Here is a 22,653-nt window from a genome sequence, read left to right as displayed (position 1 = left end):
TTGGAATATCCTCTTTTTTTATTATATATAGCTATTGTCAGTTTTTGTCGGCCAATCGATATATCTTAAAAATCGTTGATATATTCGAAAAATCACCGATAAAAACTTCATTTACTAACGTACGGCACGCATTACAAAATTGAAAAATCATCTTTTGGAGCCAAGAGTCTTTAATTCTTATCCTCTTTCTCTTTCACAGCAGACAATACAGTTTGTTTTACCCATGCTTTACGATTCCTATGTTGTATAGCCCATTGGTATAAACCTTGCACACCTAAAATAAGTGAAATGACTATGCCGCTAAACGCGATTAAAAGAGCAAAATATTCTAGGGGTGAAGATATATGATTTGAATCAGTGTTTTTTAAAAGGTCAATCATAGTAAACCCTAGCATTTGGCCCACTACAGAATAGAGAGTTAAAATTAATAATAAAAGGCTATCTTTTTTAGAGGCAACATTTTCTTGATATTTAAATAGGCTATCAAGATTTTGTTTCGCATTCGTGAACAGTATTTCAATATTGAAAAGCTTTCTTAAACGAAAGAAAATATCTTCACTTTGTGACTGAGATACTAATTCTAAAGAAAAATAATTAGCTGTAAACGAATTGATAGAGTAAATTAACTTCTCTATCTCATTTGTATCCTGTTCAATATTTAGTTCAGCATAAGCGTTTGCCATTTTTAATAATACAATTTTATGAAATAAGTTTAATAATAAAGCGTAATAATATTCCCCATACATTTGGCTAGCAAGTTTAGCTATTTTATTATCATCTTCGTTCGTAATACATGTGAAAATATGTTCTTCCATTATGAAATAACGATTAGGAGCCCACCTTTGATAGGCGTGCTGTTTTAAGTAATCCTTAATATAAGGGAGATTGTTCGCACTTACATATGGTTTACCATTACTTGTTAATCCAGAAAGACTGGAAGTACGATAAACATCAATAACGTTAAGTTCCATATTTTCTTTTAGCGATAACAAAGTTTGCACGTACATTCTTTGGTCTTCAAAGAAAGGAAAAGTTTGAAAGTAAGAACTTCTTAATCTTTTCTTTTCAAAAAAATCTGTTAAGCCGTTAAATAAATAACCGAAAATGAATTTTTCAACTTGGGAATATTTTTTCCCATCGCATGTTATGCAAATGTTTTCGTCCGTTTCATTTCTCGTTTCAAGTACACGGAATCGTGTAGCGAATTCTATTGCGTCTGATAGTGTCATATTTGGAGAGATGTTAACTTCAGTTCGAATTGTTAGGAACCCAAGTTCATAAGGGCATAATGTTACATCGATTGAGTGCACTGTGAACGGGACAGAGATTAGATTTGTTGTTAAATATCCGTTTAAATTGAGATCTTTAGAATAGCGCTGTAATCCTTTTTGATGCTCAGAATGAGGAAAGAGAATTTTATTCGTAAATGAAAGATAGTATGCTTCCATATTTTGATGTGAAACATGAAACTCCCCGTAATATGTATTTTCATCTTCGAGATGATCGAGTCGAAAGGGCCGGAAATCATTTTTTTGTAAGAAAGGGAACATATTTTGTTCATATCCACTTTTGAACGAAAATGGGAAAATAAATTGAAAAATAGCTGTTGATACATATTTTTCTTCGATTGTTTGTATTGCCTCCATTTACATAGTTTCCTTTCAATATAAGCTATAGAAACAACATGCCCAAATCTTCTTAAAAATAACCACTGTTTTTCACTCGATTAAGAATGGAAATTCAGCTTATTCATTAGGGGACATGTACAATATTATGTATACTAAAAGTAGTATTATCATGTTTTGAAAAGGGGGATGTAATATGCGCATTTTAGTATTAGGAGCTGGAGGCGTTGGTGGATTTTTTGGTGGACGACTAGTAGAGAAGGGAGAAGATGTTACTTTTCTCGTTCGTAGTAGACGGAAACAACAATTAGAGGAAAAAGGTCTTGTTATTCGAAGCGTTAACGGAGATTTTTCATTTCAACCGAAATTAATTACGAAAGAAGATATCACTGCTCCATTTGATGTGATTTTATTTTCAACAAAAGCATATCACCTAAAAGAGGCAATAGTAGATTTGAAATCATTTGTAGATGAGAATACAGTCATAATCCCATTATTGAATGGTATGGCTCATTTATCACTATTACAAAAAGAGTTTGGTGAGGAAAAGGTGATTGGTGGTTTATGCTTTATTGAAACGACATTAAATAGCGAAGGGGATGTCGTACAAACTAGTGCTGCAAACAGACTTGTATTTGGGGAAATTAAGCCTCAAGATTCAGAGAGGATGCAACGTATTTCGAAAGTATTTGCGGGTACGAAAGCTAGTTTTATTTTAAGTGAAAATATTTTGCAGGACATGTGGCACAAATATTTATTTATCACCGTAATGTCAGGAGTGACAACATTAATGCGTGCCCCAATAGGGCCGATTCGTGAAAGTGAAGGTGGACGTGAATTTATCCGAAATGTATTTGAGGAATCTATGCAAATTATGAGGGCATTTGGAGCTCCAGTTAAGGATAATATTGTTGAGGAACATATGAAAACAATTGATAAAATTTCTTATGATATGAAGTCCTCTATGCAGCGTGATATGGAAAAAGGTTCGCTCGTTGAAGGGAAACATTTGCAAGGATACTTCTTGGAATTAGCGGAGCAATTTTCTATAAATGTGCCTTTATTAGGCGTTGTATATCAAAATTTAAAGGTATATGAAGAAACGATCTTAAGGGAAAAAAAAGTACAATTTTAATAGTATGAAAAAAGGGAAAGGATAGCAAAATATAAATACGTTGCTATCCTTTTTTATGTTCATTTTTGACAATCTACTCGTTTCTTTCAGTTCTTTTTGTCGTGTTTCTTTCTTTTTCACGGTTACCATATAACTGATTAATTTCATTTGCTACTGTATCTAAATATGAATCGGAAAAAAGTGGCTTCTTTTCTTTAGACATATGGGTCTCCTTTGTGGATTTTTTAGTATTCATTATGCATGTTTATCGGTGGATTATGCGCAATCATTTTAAATTTTTTCGTTTTTAAAATTTTTGTTTACTTTTTGAAAATAAAGGAGTATTATAATCCACAGTTTCAATTTTCTAAGTCGCTGAGACCGCATGGTGCGGGGGACCCGTTTTAATGGATTAGTACATAATTCAATGGGGTGAATCCTTGAAAAAGGTAGGGCTACTCATAGGCCCGAATCCGACAGCTAACCTCGTAAGCGTTATATTGAGAAGGAAGGTGGAGCTTGTGCGACAAAAAAATTAATGTCTACAAGTCTATTCGTTATGGCTTGTAGACATTTTTGCTTTCTGAAGAAATAGTTTATTGGTTGTGACTAGCAGAATGGTTCGTACAAAATTATTGGAGAGTGGACAGCAGTGGTTTCATCTATAAAAAAAATTTTAATTGGAAGACCGTTAAAATCAACCGAGTTAGGAGAACAAAAGCTTAATAAAACGAAGGCGTTAGCGATTTTATCTTCTGACGCATTGTCATCGGTTGCTTACGGTCCAGAGCAAATTTTAATTGCATTAGCAGGTCTTGGAGCAGTAGCTTATTGGTATTCTATTCCAATAGCTGTTGGAGTATTAGTGTTATTGACAGCTCTTATTTTATCTTATCGACAAATTATTTTTGCTTACCCACATGGAGGGGGGGCATATGTTGTATCGAAAGAAAATTTAGGGATGAATCCAGGCTTAATAGCAGGAGGATCTTTATTAGTCGATTATATTTTAACTGTTGCAGTAAGTGTGTCTGCAGGTACAGATGCGATTACGTCTGCTTTTCCTAGCTTACATACGCATAATGTAATCATTGCGGTTATATTTGTTATATTAATTACTATTTTAAATTTAAGAGGGGTAACGGAATCAGCTTCTATTTTAGCATATCCTGTTTATTTATTTGTTCTAGCACTATTTATATTAATTGGTGTAGGGATATACAATATTTTAACTGGTCACGTTTCACCGACTTTACATTCGCCAATTGGAACACCAGTTGCGGGAATTAGCTTATTTTTACTGTTACGAGCGTTTGCATCAGGAAGTTCTGCTTTAACAGGTGTTGAAGCAATCTCTAATGCAATCCCGAATTTTAAAGATCCTTCTCCTAACAATGCGGCAAAAACATTGCTTGCGATGGGTGCTTTACTTGCCGTTTTATTTTCGGGAATTGTCTTTTTAGCTTATTATTATGGCATTAATCCAAGTAAACAAGTAACGGTTGTTTCACAAATCGCTGAACAAACATTTGGACGTAATTTCATGTACTATTTCATACAAGGTACAACAGCTTTAATATTAATTCTTGCTGCTAATACAGGATATTCTGCATTTCCATTATTGGCGGTTAATCTTGCGAAAGATAAGTTCATACCGAGAATGTTTACGATTAGAGGAGACCGTCTAGGATATTCAAACGGTATTATTATACTTGGGATTGCTTCGATTATTTTAATTGTAGCTTTCCAAGGGAAAACAGAACACTTGATTCCGCTATATGCGGTAGGGGTATTTATTCCATTTACACTTTCTCAAACTGGAATGGTACTAAAATGGCTTCGTGAAAAGCCTGAAGGATGGATTTTACGATTATCAATTAATTTAACGGGTGCAGTTATTAGTTTTATCGTAATGAGTATGTTCTTTTTAACTAAGTTCTCACAAGTTTGGTCAATCCTTATTTTCTTACCTTTCATTATCTTCTTGTTTCATCGAATTAAGAAGCATTATGATGCAGTGGGCGATCAATTAAGTTTAAAAACTTGTGAGCGAATTGTTCCGATTGAGGGGAATGTGATTGTCGTTCCTGTAGCTGGCATGACTCATGTAGTAGAAAATTCATTGAATTATGCTAAGGCTCTTTCTGCAGATCAAGTTATCGCTGTATATGTTGCTTTTGACAGAGAAGAGGAAAAGAAATTTGAAGAGAAATGGAAGAAGTGGCAACCTGAAGTAAGGCTTGTTACATTACATTCTCATTATAGAAGTATTATTCAGCCGCTAACTAAGTTCATTGATACAGTGCAATATAAAGCGAGTGAATCAAATTACCGAGTTACGGTCGTTATACCACAGTTCATTCCGAAAAAAGGTTGGCATAACATTCTTCATAATCAGTCTAGTTTATTAATTCGTGCGTATTTACTCTATAAAAGAAATGTTGTTATTACGACAGTTCCATATCATTTGAAAAAGTAAGAAGATTTTTTAAGGATAGCTTCACGAAAGTGAAGCTATCCTTTTTGTGTATATGCTATGCATAATTGCATATGGGGTTAAAAGATATATCAATATAATTTTATTGGTTATGAGTAAGTAGTATTTTCTGTTGTGATATATGGATATTTTAATCGAGAAAGTGAATTGAATTTTATTTTGGGATAAGGACATGAGAGCTTGAAAATAAAGGGAATTAAAATACTTCTTTACGGTAGATAAATAGCTGTGTTTAAATGACCTTACAGTACAAAACTTAAATGGAAACAAAACTAAATTTCATACTTTCATACGTTATTTAGTTTAAAATGAATAATATTTTTATGTAATATATTCACTGTGTGAATGTGGGAATTGAGATAAAATAGAAATTTTATACAATATTATTCATACTAAGCGCATATGAAAAGTTATGAAATGTTTTATAACAATAAGTAAGTACTGTAGCAATAAAATTTGAGAGAGGTGGTTAGTACATGAATCACGATGAGAACGTTCTCTATTTTTAACCATCTCAATATATGTAAGAAAATAAAATAATACAATGCGATATTAATAGTTGCTAATACATAGGAGGAGTTAAAGTGAAAAAGACTTTAATTACAGGGTTATTGGTTACAGCAGTATCTACGAGTTGCTTCGTTCCTGTAAGCGCTTACGCTAAGGAGGGGCAAACAGAAGTGAAAACAGTATATGCGCAAAATGTAATTGCTCCAAATACATTATCAAATTCAATTAGAATGTTAGGATCACAGTCACCGCTCATACAAGCATACGGATTAGTTATTTTGCAACAACCAGACATTAAGGTAAATGCTATGAGTAGTTTGACGAATCACCAAAAGTTTGCAAAGGCGAATGTACGAGAGTGGATTGATGAATATAATCCGAAGTTAATCGACTTAAATCAAGAGATGATGAGATATAGTACTAGATTTAATAGTTACTATAGTAAGTTATATGAACTAGCAGGAAAAGTAAATGAAGATGAACAGGCCAAAGCAGATTTTACAAGCGCATATGGAAAATTGCAATTGCAAGTACAAAGCATCCAAGAGAGTATGGAGCAAGATTTATTAGAGTTAAATCGATTTAAAACGGTATTAGACAAAGATAGTAACAACTTATCAATTAAAGCTGATGAGGCAATAAAAACACTGCAAGGATCAAGTGGAGATATTGTGAAATTAAGAGAAGATATTAAAAGAATTCAGGGGGAAATTCAAGCTGAACTAACAAACATTTTGAACAGACCACAAGAAATTATTAAAGGTTCTATTAATATCGGAAAACAAGTATTTACAATCACTAATCAAACTGCACAAACGAAAACAATTGATTTTGTTTCTATCGGTACTTTAAGTAATGAAATTGTAAATGCTGCAGATAGTCAAACGAGGGAAGCAGCTCTTCGTATTCAGCAAAAGCAAAAAGAGCTACTACCACTTATTCAAAAGTTATCACAAACTGAATCAGAGGCGACTCAAATTACATTCGTTGAAGATCAAGTAAGTAGCTTTACAGAACTAATTGATCGCCAAATCTCAACTTTAGAAACGTTATTAACGGATTGGAAAGTTTTAAATAATAATATGATCCAAATTCAAACAAATATTGAAGAAGGCACGTATACAGACAGTAGTTTACTTCAAAAACATTTCAATCAACTCAAAAAAGTAAGTGATGAAATGAATAAGCAAACAAATCAATTTGAAGATTACGTTACAAACGTTGAAGTACATTAAAAAGAAAAATAATTAGCGATATAGGGAGAGAAGAAAAATGACAAAAAAACCTTATAAAGTAATGGCTCTATCAGCACTTATGGCGGTATTTGCAGCAGGGAACATTATGCCAGCACATACTTATGCAGCTGAAAGTACAGTAAAACAAGCTCCAGTTCATGCGGTAGCAAAAGCTTATAATGACTATGAAGAATACTCATTAGGACCAGAAGGCTTGAAAGATGCAATGGAAAGAACAGGTTCAAACGCTTTAGTAATGGATCTGTACGCTTTAACAATTATTAAACAAGGTAATGTTAACTTTGGAAATGTAACGTCGGTTGATGCTGCTTTAAAAGGTAAAGTGATTCAGCATCAAGATACGGCTAGAGGAAATGCAAAACAATGGTTAGATGTATTAAAGCCACAGCTTATTTCAACGAATCAAAATATTATTAATTACAATACGAAGTTCCAAAATTATTACGATACTTTAGTTAAGGCTGTAGATGAGAAGGATAAAGCAACACTTACGAAAGGTCTAACTAGATTATCAAGTAGTATTAATGAAAATAAAGCGCAAGTAGATCAGTTAGTAGAAGATTTGAAGAAATTCCGAAATAAAATGACTGGGGATACTCAAAACTTCAAAAGCGATGCAAATCAAATTACATCTATCTTAGCTAGTCAAGATGCTGGAATTCCGCTTCTGCAAAATCAAATCACAACGTACAATGAAGCAATTAGCAAATATAATGCAATTATTATCGGTTCATCTGTTGCGACAGCATTAGGACCAATTGCAATTATCGGTGGCGCGGTTGTTATTGCTACTGGAGCAGGAACTCCGCTAGGAATCGCATTAATTGCAGGCGGAACAGCAGCTGTAGGCGGTGGAACAGCTGGAATTGTACTAGCTAAAAAAGAACTTGATAATGCACAATCTGAAATTCAAAAAATAACAGGACAAATTACAACGGCTCAATTAGAAGTAGCAGGTTTAACAAACATTAAAACACAAACAGAATATTTAACAAACACTATTGATACTGCAATTACAGCATTGCAAAATATTTCAAACCAATGGTATACAATGGGATCAAAATACAATTCTTTACTTCAAAATGTAGATTCAATTAGTCCAAACGACCTTGTTTTCATTAAAGAGGATTTAAACATTGCGAAAGATAGCTGGAAAAACATTAAAGACTATGCAGAAAAGATTTATGCTGAAGATATTAAAGTAGTAGATACGAAAAAAGCATAATCGAATACGAATCGTTAGAGCGTTAAGTATTGATGAATGATTTGAAGCTCCTGTTCAGTTGTGAGCAGGAGCTTTTTATATCCTTATAAAGAGAATAGGTGAAGAGTATGCAGAAAAGATTTTATAAAAAATGTCTTTTAACGCTAATGATTGCTGGGGTGGCAACGAGTAATGCGTTTCCTTTACATCCTTTTGCAGCAGAACAAAATGTAAAAACATTACAAGAAAATGCGAAAAATTATTCTCTCGGTCCAGCAGGATTCCAAGATGTAATGGCGCAAACGACATCAAGCATATTTGCAATGGATTCATATGCAAAACTAATTCAAAATCAACAAGAGACTGATTTGAGTAAAATAAGTTCAATTAATGGTGAGTTAAGAGGGAATATGATTCAGCATCAAAAAGATGCAAAAATTAACGCAGCATATTGGCTAAATGAAATGAAACCTCAAATTATGAAGACAGATCAAAATATTATTGATTTTAATAATACGTTTCAGACATACTATAATCGTTTATTAGCAGCGATTGATCAAAAAGATAGTGTGAAGTTTAAAGCAGATTTAGAAAAATTATATGCGGACATTTTAAAGAATCAAAATGAGGTAGACGTATTATTAGGGAATTTAAAAGCTTATCGCGATAGAATGGCGAAGGATACAAATAGCTTTAAAGAAGACTCGAATCAATTAACAGCGATTTTAGCAAGTACGAATGCTGGTATTCCAGCTCTGGAACAGCAAATCAATACATATAACGATTCGATTAAAAAGAGTAACGATATGGTCATTGCTGGTGGGGTGCTTTGCGTAGCGCTAATAACTTGTCTTGCTGGCGGACCGATGATTGGGATTGCGAAAAAAGATATTGCAAATGCAGAACGAGAAATAGCCAATTTAAAGAATAGAATTTCTGGAGCACAAGCAGAAGTGGCAATTTTGACAGATGTGAAAAATAAAACAACAAATATGACAGAAACAATTGACGCAGCAATTACAGCATTGCAAAATATATCAAATCAATGGTATACGGTAGGTGCAAAATATAATAATTTACTACAAAACGTAAAGGGAATCAGTCCTGAAGAATTTACATTTATAAAAGAAGATTTAAATACGGCGAAAGATAGCTGGACAGATGTAAAGAATTATACAGAGAAATTACATGAAGGCGTGACGAAGTAAAGTTTTAGCCGAATTATAATACAGGTGCTATTTTTGTCATTATTTGTTGATAAGTCGATATATTTGAAAAACCTTTGATATAATTTCATATACTTTGGTACGGTTCTAAAAAGGGATGTAACCTAGTCAAAAACTTCGACTTAGGGGACATCCCTTTATTTTTTATTGTTCATTAGTCGAAATTTCTTGCATAAAGCTGTATAATGCTTGTAACGAAAGGGAAATACAGGAAAGGATATGTATTGAGTTACTATGGATAAAGATAAACAACAATTAAGCGTTGAAGTTGCAAGATTATATTATCAATCAGATTATAGTCAGCAAGAAATTGCTAATAAATTAAATATTTCAAGACCTACGATTTCTAGATTATTAAAGTATGCAAAAGAAAAAGGGTTTGTTCAAATTAGTATAGCTGATCCATTTGCTGATTTAGATAACGTAGGGAATTTACTTAAAGAAAAGTATAATTTGTTAGAGGCTCATGTTGTATTTTCTCCTGTACCAGAATATGCAACGATTACGGAGTACATTAGTAAATATGCTGCTGAGTATATGGAAAAGACAGTTGAAAACGGTGATATCGTTGGTGTTAGTTGGGGAATGACGATGTATGAAATCGCTAGAAAAATCGTACCGCAACATGTAAAAGGGGTAGAGGTTGTTCAATTAAAAGGTGGCATTAGTCACTCGAGTGTAAATACATATGCGAATGAGACAATTGCTTTATTTGCAGATGCTTTTCAAACGACGCCAAGAAATCTACCACTTCCAGTTATATTTGATAATGCGGTGACAAAAGAATTAGTAGAGCAAGATAGACATATTCATCATATTATCGAAATGGGAAAACAAGCAAACATTGCAATTTTCACTGTCGGAACAGTGCGTGATGAAGCGTTATTATTCCGACTAGGATATTTAGATAAGGATGAAACGAGCTTACTGAAAAAACAAGCGGTCGGTGACATTTGTTCACGTTTCTTTGATGGAGATGGAAATATAAGTAGTGAAGAAATTAATAAGCGTACAATTGGAATTGAGTTAGAGGAACTTAAATTAAAGAAACGTTCTATTTTAGTTGCAGGTGGTAATAGAAAAATAAAAGCAATTGATGGAGCGTTAAGCGGTGGGTATGCAAATGTATTAATTATCGATCAGCATACGGCAAAAGAACTGTTACATTATCAAAAAGGTTGAAATAAAAGGCTTTCTCAAAAGGATACTTTTGAGAAAGCCTTTTATTTTTAGTATGAATAAATCAATGTGTAGTACCTTGTAAAGTATTTGTAAGGAACGCTCTTTGATTGATCTCCTTTTTCAAAAATTAGTGAGTTAGCCATAATATCTCTATCTACAAAACTCCATCCATCTTGTTCCATCTTTTCGATAAAAGGTTCCATTTTTCCTCGTTTTACTAAGTATGGTGATTGCTCATCTATCGAACTTACTTCTACCATCTCTTTATCGTGAATAACCATTTTAGACGTTGCTAAAGCAAATGGAATGGGGTTACCTTCTTGGAAAATAACATCCCTTTTTTGAAAAATAAATATGGATAGTAAGGTGCATACTAGCAATGTGAATATAAAGAATTTTGATTTTAACAAGGGGATCACATCCTTTCAATTACAAGTTTACACTATTTTCAATTTATCTCAATAAATTCCTTCTCGGAAAAGAATGAACAAAATTTCAAAAGTGTATTTACATTTGTTCAACTAAGAGTTAGAATGAAGTTGTTAAAAGATATGAGGAGTGAAGATAATGAACATTGCAAAGTTAATTGACCATACAATTTTAAAAGCTAATTCTACAAAAGAAGATGTTATGAAAGTAATCGAAGAAGCAAAGGAATATAAATTCGCTTCTGTTTGTATTAATCCTACATGGGTAAAGCTAGCTGCTGATGAATTAGCTGGACATGATGTAGATGTTTGTACTGTAATCGGTTTCCCATTAGGAGCAAGCACTACTGAAACAAAAGCATTTGAAACAAAAGATGCTATCGCAAAAGGTGCAACTGAAGTTGATATGGTAATCAACGTTGGTGCTTTAAAAGATGGCGACAATGAACTTGTTGAAAAAGATATTTATGAAGTAGTACAAGCAGCAAAAGGAAAAGCTCTTGTAAAAGTAATCATTGAAACTTGTCTATTAACAGATGAAGAGAAAGTACGCGCTTGTGAATTATCAGTAAAAGCTGGTGCTGATTTCGTAAAAACTTCAACTGGATTCTCAACTGGTGGAGCAACTGCTGAAGATATCGCATTAATGCGTAAAACAGTAGGACCAAACGTTGGTGTAAAAGCATCTGGTGGCGTTCGTACACGTGAAGATGCAGACAAAATGGTAGCTGCTGGAGCTTCTCGCGTTGGAGCTAGTGCTAGTGTTGCAATCGTATTAAATGATGCAAAAGGTGCTACAGATAACTACTAATTAATAATGAAGTAAAGAGCAATAGATACACGTTTAAAGTAAAGTGTATCTATTGCTTTAACAATTGAAAAAAATGTAAGCGGATACGAATGGGAGGAGACGGCTTATGAAATACTTAATCGGTGTTTTAGGCCTCGTATTGATTTTAGGTATCGCTTGGCTTGCTAGTAATGATAAAAAGAAAGTCAAATTTCGCCCAATCATAACGATGGTTATATTACAATTCATTTTGGGATTTTTATTATTAAATACGAGTATTGGGAATATATTAATTAGCGGAATCGCTGATGGTTTTGGAGAATTATTAAAGTATGCCGCTGATGGTGTCAATTTCGTATTTGGTGGATTAGTAAATCAAAAAGAGTTTTCATTCTTTTTAGGGGTATTAATGCCAATTGTATTTATATCAGCGTTAATAGGTATCTTACAACATATTAAAGTACTGCCTTTTATCGTGAAATATATTGGTCTAGCTTTAAGTAAAGTAAACGGTATGGGGAAACTTGAGTCATATAACGCGGTAGCTTCTGCAATTTTAGGACAATCTGAAGTGTTTATTTCGGTAAAAAAACAACTAGGATTATTGCCAGAAAAAAGAATGTACACTTTATGTGCATCTGCAATGTCTACAGTTTCAATGTCTATCGTTGGATCGTATATGGTTTTATTAAAGCCACAATATGTAGTAACAGCTTTAGTACTTAACTTATTTGGTGGTTTTATAATCGCTTCTATTATTAACCCGTATGAGGTTTCTGAAGAAGAAGATATGTTAGAAGTACAAGAAGAAGAGAAAAAGACCTTTTTTGAAGTATTAGGGGAATATATTATAGATGGTTTTAAAGTTGCGATTACAGTAGCAGCTATGTTAGTTGGTTTCGTTGCTCTGATTGCCTTTATTAATGCATTATTTAAAGGCGTAATCGGTATCTCATTCCAAGAAATTCTTGGTTATGTATTTGCACCATTTGCATTTATTATGGGCGTTCCGTGGCATGAAGCAGTTAATGCCGGCAATATTATGGCGACAAAACTTGTATCAAATGAATTTGTAGCTATGACAGATTTAGCACAAGGAAACTTTAATTTCTCAGCTAGAACAACAGCGATTGTATCTGTATTCTTAGTTTCATTTGCAAACTTCTCTTCAATTGGAATTATTGCAGGAGCAGTGAAAAGCTTAAATGAAAAACAGGGGAACGTAGTAGCAAGATTCGGCTTGAAATTACTTTTCGGTGCAACATTAGTAAGTTTCTTATCAGCAACGGTTGTTGGCTTACTATTTTAATAGATTCATATAATATGAAAAGGAATGGTGATTGTAATGAGAATGGTAGATATTATTGCGAAAAAACGTGATGGAAAAGAATTAACGACTGAAGAAATTAATTTCTTTATTAATGGTTATACAGACGGAAGTATTCCTGATTATCAAGTGAGTGCACTTGCAATGGCAATCTTCTTCCAGGATATGACGGATCGTGAACGTGCAGACTTAACAATGGCAATGGTTGAGTCTGGAGAAACTATCGACTTATCAGCAATTGAAGGCATTAAAGTAGATAAGCATTCAACTGGCGGTGTTGGTGATACAACAACATTAGTATTAGGACCATTAGTTGCTGCTTTAGATGTACCAGTAGCAAAAATGTCTGGCCGTGGTTTAGGACATACGGGCGGAACAATTGACAAATTAGAAGCAGTAGAAGGATTCCACGTTGAAATTACGAAAGAGCAATTCATTGATATTGTAAACCGTGACAAAGTGGCAGTTATCGGACAAACTGGAAATTTAACACCTGCTGATAAAAAAATCTATGCGCTACGTGATGTAACAGGAACGGTAAACTCAATTCCTCTAATCGCAAGTTCAATTATGAGTAAAAAAATTGCAGCTGGTGCTGATGCGATCGTACTTGATGTAAAAACAGGTGCTGGTGCATTTATGAAAACAGAAGAAGATGCAAAAGAATTAGCACATGCAATGGTACGGATCGGAAATAATGTTGGACGTCAAACGATGGCAGTTATTTCAGATATGTCACAACCTCTTGGTTTTGCGATTGGTAACGCTCTAGAAGTGAAGGAAGCAATTGATACTTTAAAAGGTGAAGGTCCAGAAGATTTAACAGAATTAGTACTTGTATTAGGTAGTCAAATGGTTGTACTTGCGAAAAAAGCTAATACATTAGAAGAAGCCCGTGAAATGTTACGGGAAGTTATGAAAAACGGAAAAGCAACTGAGAAATTTAAAGAGTTCTTAAGCAATCAAGGTGGAGACAGCTCGATTGTAGATAATCCAGAAAAAATGCCACAGGCGAAGTATGTAATTGATGTACCTGCTAAAACTTCAGGTGTTATTTCAAACATTGTTGCAGATGAAATCGGTATCGCAGCTATGTTACTTGGTGCAGGCCGTGCAACGAAAGAAGATGAAATCGATTTAGCTGTAGGTTTAATGTTACGTAAAAAAGTTGGCGATGCAGTAAAAGAAGGCGAGCCATTCGTAACGATTTACGCAAATCGTGAAAATGTAGAAGATGTAAAAGCAAAAATTTATGAAAATATTTCTATCTCTGAAACAGCAGTGGCTCCTAAATTAGTTCATACAGTTATTACTGATTAATCATAATTACATTTACTTTGAGGAGGAAATAATATGGATAAGAAAAAATATATTGAAGAAGCAAATAAGATGTTATCAAAAGCGTATATTCCGTATTCAAAATTTCCTGTTGGTGCAGCGTTAGTTACGAAAGAAGGTAAAATCTATACTGGTTGTAATATAGAAAATGCTTCTTACGGATTATGTAACTGTGCAGAAAGAACGGCAATCTTTAAAGCAGTATCAGAAGGTGAGCGCGACTTTAGTTATTTAGTCATTACAGGCGAAACTGACGGACCAATTTCACCATGTGGTGCATGTAGACAAGTTATTGCTGAATTTTGTGATCCGAAAATGCCTGTTTTACTAACGAATGTAAAAGGCGATGAAAAGGAAGTGACGGTCGAACAGTTGTTGCCGGGTGCTTTCTCAATTGAAGATTTAAAATAAGATAAAAAGGGCCTTCCACAATCAACAGTTGTGGAAGGTCTTTTTTGTATAAAAAGAACAATGTAATATTCTGTTCATATTCCGTTCATAAACTTTGAGTAAAATGATTGCAGCGAATATGGAAAGTGACGATATGAATTGTCGTTCTACAGCAGGAGGAATATAATGAAGAAATTATATAATGCAGCATTCATGTACTTAATTATTGGTTTATTATCAGGTGTATTTGCAAGAGAGTATACAAAAGCACAAGGAATTAAAGGATCCACTATGTTACAGCTAGTGCATACACACGTATTAGTATTAGGATTCATATTCTTTTTGGTTGCTTTAGCTTTATTTAAAGTGTTTCATGTACAAGAAACAAAAAGCTTCCGCGCATGGTTTGTTGTTTATAATGCAGGATTAATTTTTACTATCGCTACAATGGTATTTAGAGGTCTTCTACAAGTAAACGGAACGGACTTTAACGGTTTAAGCCATATGGCTGGATTAGCTCATGTCATTATTAGTGTCGGGCTTGTTTGGTTTATGATTTTGCTAAAAAAGTCGTTTAAATAGATAGGAGTGGAGAATATGAGTTTAGCACTTTTATCAAGTATCGTAGCAGTTTGTATGGCCGTTGGAGTGATGTTTCTTCGATTTAAGTCAGCGAAAAAACCGGTAACGAAAAAGAAAATTATATTACCGCCAATCTTTATGAGTACTGGCGCATCGATGTACTTCTTACCAGAGTTTCGGTTAACATCGTTAGAAATAGTAGAGGCAATTAGCGTAGGACTTATTTTCTCTATATTTCTTATTAAAACAACTAAGTTTGAAATAAGAGGCGAAGATATATATATGAAACCGTCAAAAGCGTTCATATTTATTTTAGTTGGTTTATTAGCTGTACGGGTAGCATTAAAATCATATTTAAGTCAATCGATTGATTTGGCGCAATTAAGCGGGATGTTTTTCTTACTTGCCTTTGCGATGATTGTATCGTGGAGAATTGCTATGTATCGCTCGTATACTAAATTAGAAAAGACAATAAAAAGAGCTGGAATTTCTATATAGGAATTCCAGCTCTTTTTATGTTTTATTGAATGTATTCTTTAACGCGGAGCTCATTCGCTAAATTTCAAACGGTCTTGGGCATGCTGTAAAGCAATAGGAGTAACGTTCTCGCCGCTAGGATCTACAATTTTTGTATTTAGTAAAATGGAATCTAAACTTCCGCGAAATTCTTTCGTATAGCTTTTTCTTAACGTTTGTTGCTCTTGTTTTTCTGCACTATTTAATCCTAAAGTTTTTTCTTTTTTTGCCAATTCATTAATACGGAATAAAATGTTTTTCATTTTGTCCACCTCTTATTTTAAAATAAATTAGTTACTTACTAATTTATAGTTATTTTAACTCGTATAGTTTGTTATGTCAACACCATCTACAAATAGATTAAAAATTGACGAAAAATTATAACAATAATAAAATGAATAACAGAGGACAATTAGTTTTAAAAGCATACATAGAATGTTAGGGGGATTATTATGAAGTCAACATTTTTTACTCAAAATAGAGAACGATTAGTAAAAACATTACCGGAGGAATCTATTACTATTTTATTTGCGGGACAAGCACCTCATATGTCAGCTGATGCACATTATAAATTTGTACCGAATCGTAATTTTTACTACTTAACGGGAATCAATGAGCCAAATGTTATTTTCATGCTAAAAAAGTTTGGGAATAGTGTAGAAGAGACTCTTTTCATTGAAAAATCAGATCCAGTGCTTGAGAAGTGGGTTGGAAAAACAGTTTCTAAAGAAGAAGCAGAGAAATTATCAGGTATAAAGAAAGTTGTATATATAGAGAGCTTTGAAAAAACAATGTCAAATACACTTTTCACCGAAAATGTGAAACATGTGAATTTAGATTTGGAGCTTCGTGAGTGGAAAGGTACAGAGACGAAAACGTTAGCGTTTGCTAAACATGTAAGAGAACAATATCCTCACATTACAATTGGAAATGTTTATCCGAACATTTGTGAATTAAGAGTGTTTAAAACAGAAGAAGAAATTGAAATCATAAAAGAAGCTATTGCTGTTACTAAAGAGGGTATTTATAATGTATTGAAGCATGCAAAAGCAGATATGATGGAGTATGAATTAGAAGCTCATTTTGATTTTATGCTGAAATCATCTGGGATTAAACATCATGCATTCAATACAATTTTAGCGAGCGGTAAAAATGCTACTGTACTGCATTATGAAGATAACGATGCAAAAGTGGAGCAAGGTGATTTAGTACTGCTCGATTTAGGTGCTCAAAAAGACTACTATAATGCTGATATTAGTTACACATTCCCAGCTAGTGGAACATTCTCTAGTCGCCAAAAACAAATATATAATATAGTGTTAAAAGCATTAAAAGAAACAACGGAACTTATTAAGCCAGGTTTAAAATTCGCTGCATTAAATGAACATACAAAAAAAGTGCTAGCAGAAGAATGTAAAGCAATTGGTTTAATTCAAGAAGACGAGGAATTATCTAAATATTATTATCATGGTGTGAGCCATTTCCTCGGTTTAGATACTCATGATGTAGGAACATATAAAGATAGAGTATTAGAAGAAGGTATGGTCATTACGATTGAACCAGGTTTGTATATTGAAGAAGAATCAATTGGAATTCGTATTGAAGATGATATTCTTGTCACGAAGGACGGGTATGAAAACTTGTCAAAAGATATCATTAGATCAGTTGAAGAGATTGAAGAGTTTATGAGAGAAAATAATGTAAATGTAAAAGAAGATGAAGTTGTTACGAAATAATAATTGGAAGAGGCGCTCAATTTTGGGCGCCTTTTTATTTTGTTCATTTTACATCTCCATATTTTCTTGAAAATTGTCTTCTATAATAATCTTGAAAAAGAAAAAGGGGGAATTTTCCATGAAGAGATTTGTATTAACGGCAGTTATAGTCTCCGTAATATCTTTAATTGTTGCGTGTTCTGCGACCACAAATACAACAAATGATCATAAAAATATGAATGATAAAAAAACAGCACAGACTGAAACGGCTACAAAACCATTGAAAGTTGTAAAAGGGCCGGAAGTTATTTTAGTAGCGAAAGAAGAAAAACAAAAGCTAAGTAACGGTGTTATTGTTCCAGTCTGGACATTTAATGGCTCATCCCCAGGTCCAGAAATTCGGGTGAAAAAAGGTGGAAAAGTTAAAGTGACATTAAAAAATGAATTATCTGCACCAGTATCTATTCATTGGCATGGGTATCCTGTTCCGAATAACATGGATGGAATTCCAGGCGTGACACAAGATGCGGTTGAATCAGGAAAAAGTTTCACCTACGAATTTGAAGCGAACGTACCAGGAACGTATTGGTATCATTCGCATCAAGATTCTGTAAATCAATTAGATAGAGGCTTGTATGGAGCTCTTGTTGTAGAAGATACAAATGAAAAGTATGATAAAGATTACACATTAATGTTAGATGAATGGGTCACAGATAAAGAAGAAATTAATAAGCAGTTAAAAGAAATGACTAAAGGGCAAACAGAAAAAGCAGATGGTAATAAATCTAGTAAGGATAATGAAAATACGAAAAAGAATGATGATATGAAAGGCATGGATCATTCCGGTATGGACATGGGCAGTGATAAAAAAGACGCTGGTAATATGGCAGGAATGGACCATGGAAATATGAAGATGGAAGGTCATGATATGAGTATGTATGATTTATTCACAATCAACGGTAAAAGCGGGGATTTAGTGGAGCCATTAAAAGTGAGTAAAGGAGATAAAGTTCGTCTCCGCCTTGTTAATGCTGGCTATCTATCACATGATATACACGTTCACGGTCATGATATAAAAGTAATTGCGACAGATGGCCAGCCAATAAATGATCCAAAAGCTATAAAGGATAAAGTGATTTCAATCGCACCAGGAGAACGTTATGATGTTGAATTTACTGCTAACAATCCTGGGAAATGGTATGTTGAAGACCATTCAGAAAATAAAGGTGCAAAAGGAATGAAAGCTGTTATTGAATATGATGGCAACAAAGAGATGAAGGACAAAGCAAACGAAAAAGAAAAATTATTAAAATTAGACATGACGAAATATGGATCTAAAAAAATAGGAAGTTTCACGTTAGACCAGCAGTATACTACCACATATAATATGGACTTGAATACGCAAATGAATGGAAATGAAATGGTATATACAATTAACGGAAAGGTATTCCCAGATATTGACCCAATTCCAGTGAAAAAGGATGACTTAGTAAAAGTAAAATTAGTAAATCGCTCTAAAGCAGACGATCATCCGATGCATTTACACGGTCATTTCTTCCAAGTATTAAGTAAAGATGGAAAACCGATAGAAGGTTCTCCAATTGTTAAAGATACTTTGAACTTAAAACCAGGAGAAGAATATGAAGTAGCCTTTGTAGCAGACAATCCAGGTGAATGGATGTTCCACTGTCATGATTTACACCATGCTTCAGCAGGAATGGTAACAGAAGTAAAATATAAAGATTACAAATCTGATTATGTTCCAAACCCTAATATTCCAAATAAGCCAGAATAATATAAAATTCATGTAATTTATTATGATATAAAGCAGTTATCTTATTGGATAGCTGCTTTATTAATTTTGATTGTAAGTGTTAATGCATGTGTCAATCGTGCCCTGAGGAAGATGGGGGAGTATGATCTGGGAATGTCACGAATACAGTAAGAACAATTACTACGCTAATGGAAAGTAATAATAGAAACCGTCGGTGGATATAAGTAGAAAAGTTCTCTGATAACAATTGAATCATACATGACATGGTAATAGTTATGGTAAGTAAGAGGCTAATAAGAAGTATACTATGAGCTTGTTGAGTGCTTAACATTTCTGTAATCATTGCTCCCATCATACTTGCCATTAATCCAGAGAACATTCCTTCTAAGGCAGTATACAGGTGAAAACGTAGACCGACTAAAAGACCGATAAAACCACTAATCAAAATAGCAAGCAAAGTAGAATATAGTAGTTCACCTTTAAAGAGAATACCTAAATAAAAACCTATACTTAAACCGATACTCATACTAAAAGACATGATAAATACCATATACTCCATTAGGGTACCCTTACGTTTAGAAATATATGATGTAATAATAATCGAGATACAACAAAGTGTTAAGGCAGTTAACGTATAAGTAAACATCATGATACCTCCCTGTCCTATCATTCACTTCATCATATGTTTAAATGGAGGGTACTTATGCTTATATATATCTGCAAATTATCTGCACAATTTAATGAATGTAAGCAAGTAGTAATAAAGGAAAGAAAGGACGCTTGATTTTTTTTGGCGTCTTTTTTGCTTGTAAGCATGTGAAAGAAATTGTTATATAATGAGTTTCTATTGTGAAGCCATAAAGAATAAGCGTATAATATTATAGGTCTCACATTTGTGAGGCAAACCGCGAATGATAAATAAGATTGTTTTTTTATCATCGTCTCTAAACATATACACAATGAAAGTAACACTGGAATACAGATAGGGAGTTAGAAGATGAAATTAATTATTGCCGAGAAACCAGATCAAGGTTTGGCTCTTGTTTCACAATTTAAATATCGCCGGAAAGATGGATATTTAGAAGTAGAAGCAAATGAGTTATTTCCAAATGGAGCGTACTGTACATGGGCAATTGGTCATTTGACGCAGTTATGTAATCCAGAACATTATCATGCTGAGTGGAAAAAATGGTCGCTCGATACATTACCGATGATTCCAGAGCGTTTTCAATTTGAAGTAACAAAGTCGAAGTATAAGCAATTTAATGTAGTGAAACAGCTGTTACATAATCCGGGGGTAACAGAAATTATACACGCAGGCGATGCTGGGCGTGAAGGGGAACTAATCGTACGAAACATTATTAATCTTTGCAACGTGCAAAAGCCAATGAAACGTCTTTGGATTTCATCTTTAACGAAGCAAGCAATTTATCAAGGGTTTAAAAACTTACTTGATGAATCAGATACGATTAATACGTATTACGAAGCATATACAAGATCTTGCGCTGACTGGGTTGTTGGCATGAATGCATCGCGTGTCTTTAGTATTTTGCTAAAGAAAAAGGGAATGAATGATGTGTTTTCCGCTGGCCGTGTACAAACTCCAACATTGGCGTTAATCGTAAAGCGTGAAAAAGAAATCGAGAACTTTAAGTCAGAGCCATTTTGGGAAGTGTTCGCAACCTTTAATATAGAAGGAAAGAAGTATGAGGGGAAATGGGAGAAAGATAATGAATCTCGTCTAAAAGACCCTGATATGGCAAATAAAATTGCGGCATTTTGCCAAGGTAAACCAGCTGTAGTAAAAGAGATGAAAACGGAGCGTAAAGAATTTCAGCCGCCGTTTTTATTTAATTTATCATCACTACAAGCAACGGCAAACAAAGCTTTTAAATTTTCACCGAAAAAGACGCTTGATATAACTCAAGCACTATATCAAAAAGGGATAGTATCTTATCCACGTTCAGATTCTAACTATGTAACACAAGGAGAAGCAGCGACGTTCCCTGATATTTTACAGAAGTTAAGTCAGTTTGATGAATATAAAGGTTTATTGCCAGCACCAATTGAATCAATTATGAACAACAAGCGCTATGTGAATGAAAAGAAAGTTACAGATCACTACGCAATTATACCGACAGAGCAAGTGACAAATCCAAGCAAACTATCAGGTGATGAAAAGAAAATTTACGATATGATCGTAAGAAGACTTATTGCGGCGCATTATGAAGTAGCAATCTTTGACTACACAACGATTACAACGCTTGTAGACGAACGTGCGGAGTTCATTTCGAAAGGAAAACAGCAAATTCAAGAAGGTTGGCATAAAGTTATTTTCCAAGACGATAAAGATGACGAAACGATTCTTCCAATTGTAGCTGAAGGTGAACAAGGGAAAGTTGTAAAGGTGAAAGTGAAAGAAGGAAAAACACAGCCACCGAAACGTTATACAGAAGGACAACTTATTACGTTAATGAAAACGGCCGGTAAGTATTTAGATAATGAAGAACTTGAGAAAGTATTGAAGAAAACAGAAGGTTTAGGGACAGAGGCAACTCGCGCAGGTATTATTACGATGCTGAAGGATCGTAAATATATAGATGTGCAGAAAAACCAAGTGTATGCAACCGATAAAGGGAAAGTATTAATTACAGCAATCGGAGACAAAATTTTAGCTTCACCAGAAATGACTGCGAAATGGGAGCAGCGCCTTGCGGAAATTGGAGAAGGTACAGCTTCACCAGCTACTTTCATGGAACAGACGAAAAAATTATCAGCTAAAATTATTGAAGACGCGGTAGAAATGTCGGAGAAGTGGGACTTCACTGGATTACATGTTGAATCGATTGAACGAAAAGGATCGAAATTTACAACAGGTAAAAAGGTTGGGAACTGTAAAAAATGTGATGGCGATGTAATCGATAAGTCTACATTTTACGGTTGTTCAAACTACAATACAACACAATGTGACTTTACCATCTCGAAGAAGATATTAAGTAAAACAATTTCGCAAAAAAACATGACAAAGCTCTTAAAAGGTGAGAAGACCGATTTAATTAAAGGCTTTAAAAAAGGCGAGAAAACGTTTGATGCGAAGTTAGAGTGGAAAGATAATAAGATTAATTTTGTGTTTGAAAATTAATTTTGTCAACAAATAAAAAAGTTCTTTACTGAGTAAA

The 22,653-nt window shown here is 33.9% G+C and carries 20 protein-coding genes and 1 riboswitch; of the genes, 15 read left to right on the top strand and 5 right to left on the bottom strand.

All coding sequences use genetic code 11. From position 1 onward, the window contains the following. Window positions 1-170: 170 nt before the first annotated feature. Complete coding sequence (locus VK90_RS24345; RefSeq protein WP_048375883.1) at window positions 171-1,646, bottom strand: hypothetical protein; 1,476 nt, start codon at window positions 1,644-1,646, stop codon at window positions 171-173. A 175-nt stretch (window positions 1,647-1,821) separates the two neighbouring features. Between VK90_RS24345 and panE the strand changes: the two genes are divergently transcribed. Then, complete coding sequence (panE, locus tag VK90_RS24340; RefSeq protein ID WP_048375882.1) at window positions 1,822-2,760, top strand: 2-dehydropantoate 2-reductase; 939 nt, start codon at window positions 1,822-1,824, stop codon at window positions 2,758-2,760. Between the two features lie 73 nt (window positions 2,761-2,833). On the opposite strand, the gene VK90_RS31140 is transcribed toward panE, so the two are convergent. Beyond that, window positions 2,834-2,962, bottom strand: a complete 129-nt coding sequence (locus VK90_RS31140) for a hypothetical protein (protein ID WP_048375881.1) — start codon at window positions 2,960-2,962, stop codon at window positions 2,834-2,836. A gap of 140 nt (window positions 2,963-3,102) precedes the next feature. Then, a riboswitch (cyclic di-AMP (ydaO/yuaA leader) is annotated at window positions 3,103-3,249 on the top strand. Window positions 3,250-3,391: 142 nt separating this feature from the next. Between VK90_RS31140 and VK90_RS24330 the strand changes: the two genes are divergently transcribed. The 5 genes from VK90_RS24330 to VK90_RS24310 all read left to right on the top strand — a co-directional run bounded on the left by VK90_RS24330 (window position 3,392) and on the right by VK90_RS24310 (window position 10,614). Continuing rightward, window positions 3,392-5,218, top strand: coding sequence for an APC family permease (locus VK90_RS24330; protein ID WP_048375880.1), 1,827 nt, complete (start codon window positions 3,392-3,394; stop codon window positions 5,216-5,218). 602 nt (window positions 5,219-5,820) lie between these two features. Beyond that, complete coding sequence (gene nheA / locus VK90_RS24325; RefSeq protein ID WP_048375879.1) at window positions 5,821-6,981, top strand: non-hemolytic enterotoxin NHE subunit A; 1,161 nt, start codon at window positions 5,821-5,823, stop codon at window positions 6,979-6,981. A 37-nt stretch (window positions 6,982-7,018) separates the two neighbouring features. Further along, the gene (gene nheB / locus VK90_RS24320; RefSeq protein ID WP_048375878.1) at window positions 7,019-8,227 is read left to right on the top strand and encodes a non-hemolytic enterotoxin NHE subunit B; all 1,209 of its coding nucleotides are present in this window, start codon (window positions 7,019-7,021) and stop codon (window positions 8,225-8,227) included. Window positions 8,228-8,334: 107 nt separating this feature from the next. Beyond that, window positions 8,335-9,414: a non-hemolytic enterotoxin subunit C gene (gene nheC, locus VK90_RS24315; RefSeq protein ID WP_048375875.1), complete on the top strand. Its 1,080-nt coding sequence runs from the start codon at window positions 8,335-8,337 to the stop codon at window positions 9,412-9,414. 252 nt (window positions 9,415-9,666) lie between these two features. Next, complete coding sequence (locus VK90_RS24310) at window positions 9,667-10,614, top strand: sugar-binding transcriptional regulator (protein WP_048375873.1); 948 nt, start codon at window positions 9,667-9,669, stop codon at window positions 10,612-10,614. A 47-nt stretch (window positions 10,615-10,661) separates the two neighbouring features. Here VK90_RS24310 and VK90_RS24305 read toward each other — a convergent pair whose 3' ends face one another. Continuing rightward, window positions 10,662-11,024 (bottom strand): hypothetical protein, encoded by a 363-nt coding sequence (locus VK90_RS24305; RefSeq protein WP_048375870.1) that lies wholly within the window; start codon window positions 11,022-11,024, stop codon window positions 10,662-10,664. Between the two features lie 157 nt (window positions 11,025-11,181). On the opposite strand from VK90_RS24305, the gene deoC reads away from it, so the two are divergent. The 6 genes from deoC to VK90_RS24275 all read left to right on the top strand — a co-directional run bounded on the left by deoC (window position 11,182) and on the right by VK90_RS24275 (window position 15,967). Next, the gene (gene deoC, locus VK90_RS24300) at window positions 11,182-11,853 is read left to right on the top strand and encodes a deoxyribose-phosphate aldolase (RefSeq protein WP_001017433.1); all 672 of its coding nucleotides are present in this window, start codon (window positions 11,182-11,184) and stop codon (window positions 11,851-11,853) included. Between the two features lie 106 nt (window positions 11,854-11,959). After that, entirely contained in the window at window positions 11,960-13,141 is a 1,182-nt protein-coding gene (locus VK90_RS24295) for a NupC/NupG family nucleoside CNT transporter (protein ID WP_048375867.1), read from the top strand. A 36-nt stretch (window positions 13,142-13,177) separates the two neighbouring features. After that, window positions 13,178-14,479: a pyrimidine-nucleoside phosphorylase gene (locus VK90_RS24290; protein ID WP_048375865.1), complete on the top strand. Its 1,302-nt coding sequence runs from the start codon at window positions 13,178-13,180 to the stop codon at window positions 14,477-14,479. A 33-nt stretch (window positions 14,480-14,512) separates the two neighbouring features. Next, window positions 14,513-14,908, top strand: coding sequence for a cytidine deaminase (locus VK90_RS24285; protein WP_000358532.1), 396 nt, complete (start codon window positions 14,513-14,515; stop codon window positions 14,906-14,908). A gap of 165 nt (window positions 14,909-15,073) precedes the next feature. After that, on the top strand, window positions 15,074-15,469 hold the full coding sequence (locus tag VK90_RS24280; protein ID WP_002171389.1) for a DUF2871 domain-containing protein: 396 nt from the start codon (window positions 15,074-15,076) through the stop codon (window positions 15,467-15,469). 15 nt (window positions 15,470-15,484) lie between these two features. Continuing rightward, window positions 15,485-15,967: a CcdC family protein gene (locus VK90_RS24275; protein WP_002171390.1), complete on the top strand. Its 483-nt coding sequence runs from the start codon at window positions 15,485-15,487 to the stop codon at window positions 15,965-15,967. 50 nt (window positions 15,968-16,017) lie between these two features. Here the strand turns inward: VK90_RS24275 and VK90_RS24270 are convergent, their stop codons facing one another. Then, window positions 16,018-16,248 (bottom strand): DUF896 domain-containing protein, encoded by a 231-nt coding sequence (locus tag VK90_RS24270; RefSeq protein WP_048375863.1) that lies wholly within the window; start codon window positions 16,246-16,248, stop codon window positions 16,018-16,020. A gap of 189 nt (window positions 16,249-16,437) precedes the next feature. Between VK90_RS24270 and VK90_RS24265 the strand changes: the two genes are divergently transcribed. Together VK90_RS24265 and VK90_RS24260 are read left to right on the top strand one after the other, a co-directional pair. Continuing rightward, on the top strand, window positions 16,438-17,721 hold the full coding sequence (locus VK90_RS24265) for an aminopeptidase P family protein (protein ID WP_048375861.1): 1,284 nt from the start codon (window positions 16,438-16,440) through the stop codon (window positions 17,719-17,721). Window positions 17,722-17,839: 118 nt separating this feature from the next. Beyond that, window positions 17,840-19,495, top strand: a complete 1,656-nt coding sequence (locus tag VK90_RS24260; RefSeq protein ID WP_048375860.1) for a multicopper oxidase family protein — start codon at window positions 17,840-17,842, stop codon at window positions 19,493-19,495. A 91-nt stretch (window positions 19,496-19,586) separates the two neighbouring features. On the opposite strand, the gene VK90_RS24255 is transcribed toward VK90_RS24260, so the two are convergent. Then, window positions 19,587-20,120 (bottom strand): hypothetical protein, encoded by a 534-nt coding sequence (locus tag VK90_RS24255; RefSeq protein WP_048375859.1) that lies wholly within the window; start codon window positions 20,118-20,120, stop codon window positions 19,587-19,589. Between the two features lie 351 nt (window positions 20,121-20,471). On the opposite strand from VK90_RS24255, the gene topB reads away from it, so the two are divergent. Next, window positions 20,472-22,616, top strand: coding sequence for a DNA topoisomerase III (gene topB, locus VK90_RS24250; protein WP_048375858.1), 2,145 nt, complete (start codon window positions 20,472-20,474; stop codon window positions 22,614-22,616). Window positions 22,617-22,653 lie beyond the last annotated feature (37 nt).

It is taken from the genome of Bacillus sp. LK2, from assembly GCF_001043575.1.
Taxonomy (GTDB): domain Bacteria; phylum Bacillota; class Bacilli; order Bacillales; family Bacillaceae_G; genus Bacillus_A; species Bacillus_A paramycoides.
The sequence above is the reverse complement of the archived record's forward strand: the minus strand, read 5'-3'. Positions and strand labels throughout refer to the sequence as shown.

Coding starts and splice junctions, on each gene's coding strand:
- panE (WP_048375882.1), top strand. CDS start 1,822: ATGCGCATTTTAGTATTAGGAGCTGGAGGCGTTGGTGGATTTTTTGGT.
- VK90_RS24265 (WP_048375861.1), top strand. CDS start 16,438: ATGAAGTCAACATTTTTTACTCAAAATAGAGAACGATTAGTAAAAACA.
- VK90_RS31140 (WP_048375881.1), bottom strand. CDS start 2,962: ATGTCTAAAGAAAAGAAGCCACTTTTTTCCGATTCATATTTAGATACA.
- VK90_RS24295 (WP_048375867.1), top strand. CDS start 11,960: ATGAAATACTTAATCGGTGTTTTAGGCCTCGTATTGATTTTAGGTATC.
- VK90_RS24270 (WP_048375863.1), bottom strand. CDS start 16,248: ATGAAAAACATTTTATTCCGTATTAATGAATTGGCAAAAAAAGAAAAA.
- VK90_RS24310 (WP_048375873.1), top strand. CDS start 9,667: ATGGATAAAGATAAACAACAATTAAGCGTTGAAGTTGCAAGATTATAT.
- deoC (WP_001017433.1), top strand. CDS start 11,182: ATGAACATTGCAAAGTTAATTGACCATACAATTTTAAAAGCTAATTCT.
- VK90_RS24280 (WP_002171389.1), top strand. CDS start 15,074: ATGAAGAAATTATATAATGCAGCATTCATGTACTTAATTATTGGTTTA.
- VK90_RS24285 (WP_000358532.1), top strand. CDS start 14,513: ATGGATAAGAAAAAATATATTGAAGAAGCAAATAAGATGTTATCAAAA.
- nheC (WP_048375875.1), top strand. CDS start 8,335: ATGCAGAAAAGATTTTATAAAAAATGTCTTTTAACGCTAATGATTGCT.
- topB (WP_048375858.1), top strand. CDS start 20,472: ATGAAATTAATTATTGCCGAGAAACCAGATCAAGGTTTGGCTCTTGTT.
- nheB (WP_048375878.1), top strand. CDS start 7,019: ATGACAAAAAAACCTTATAAAGTAATGGCTCTATCAGCACTTATGGCG.
- VK90_RS24260 (WP_048375860.1), top strand. CDS start 17,840: ATGAAGAGATTTGTATTAACGGCAGTTATAGTCTCCGTAATATCTTTA.
- VK90_RS24255 (WP_048375859.1), bottom strand. CDS start 20,120: ATGTTTACTTATACGTTAACTGCCTTAACACTTTGTTGTATCTCGATT.
- VK90_RS24290 (WP_048375865.1), top strand. CDS start 13,178: ATGAGAATGGTAGATATTATTGCGAAAAAACGTGATGGAAAAGAATTA.
- VK90_RS24275 (WP_002171390.1), top strand. CDS start 15,485: ATGAGTTTAGCACTTTTATCAAGTATCGTAGCAGTTTGTATGGCCGTT.
- VK90_RS24345 (WP_048375883.1), bottom strand. CDS start 1,646: ATGGAGGCAATACAAACAATCGAAGAAAAATATGTATCAACAGCTATT.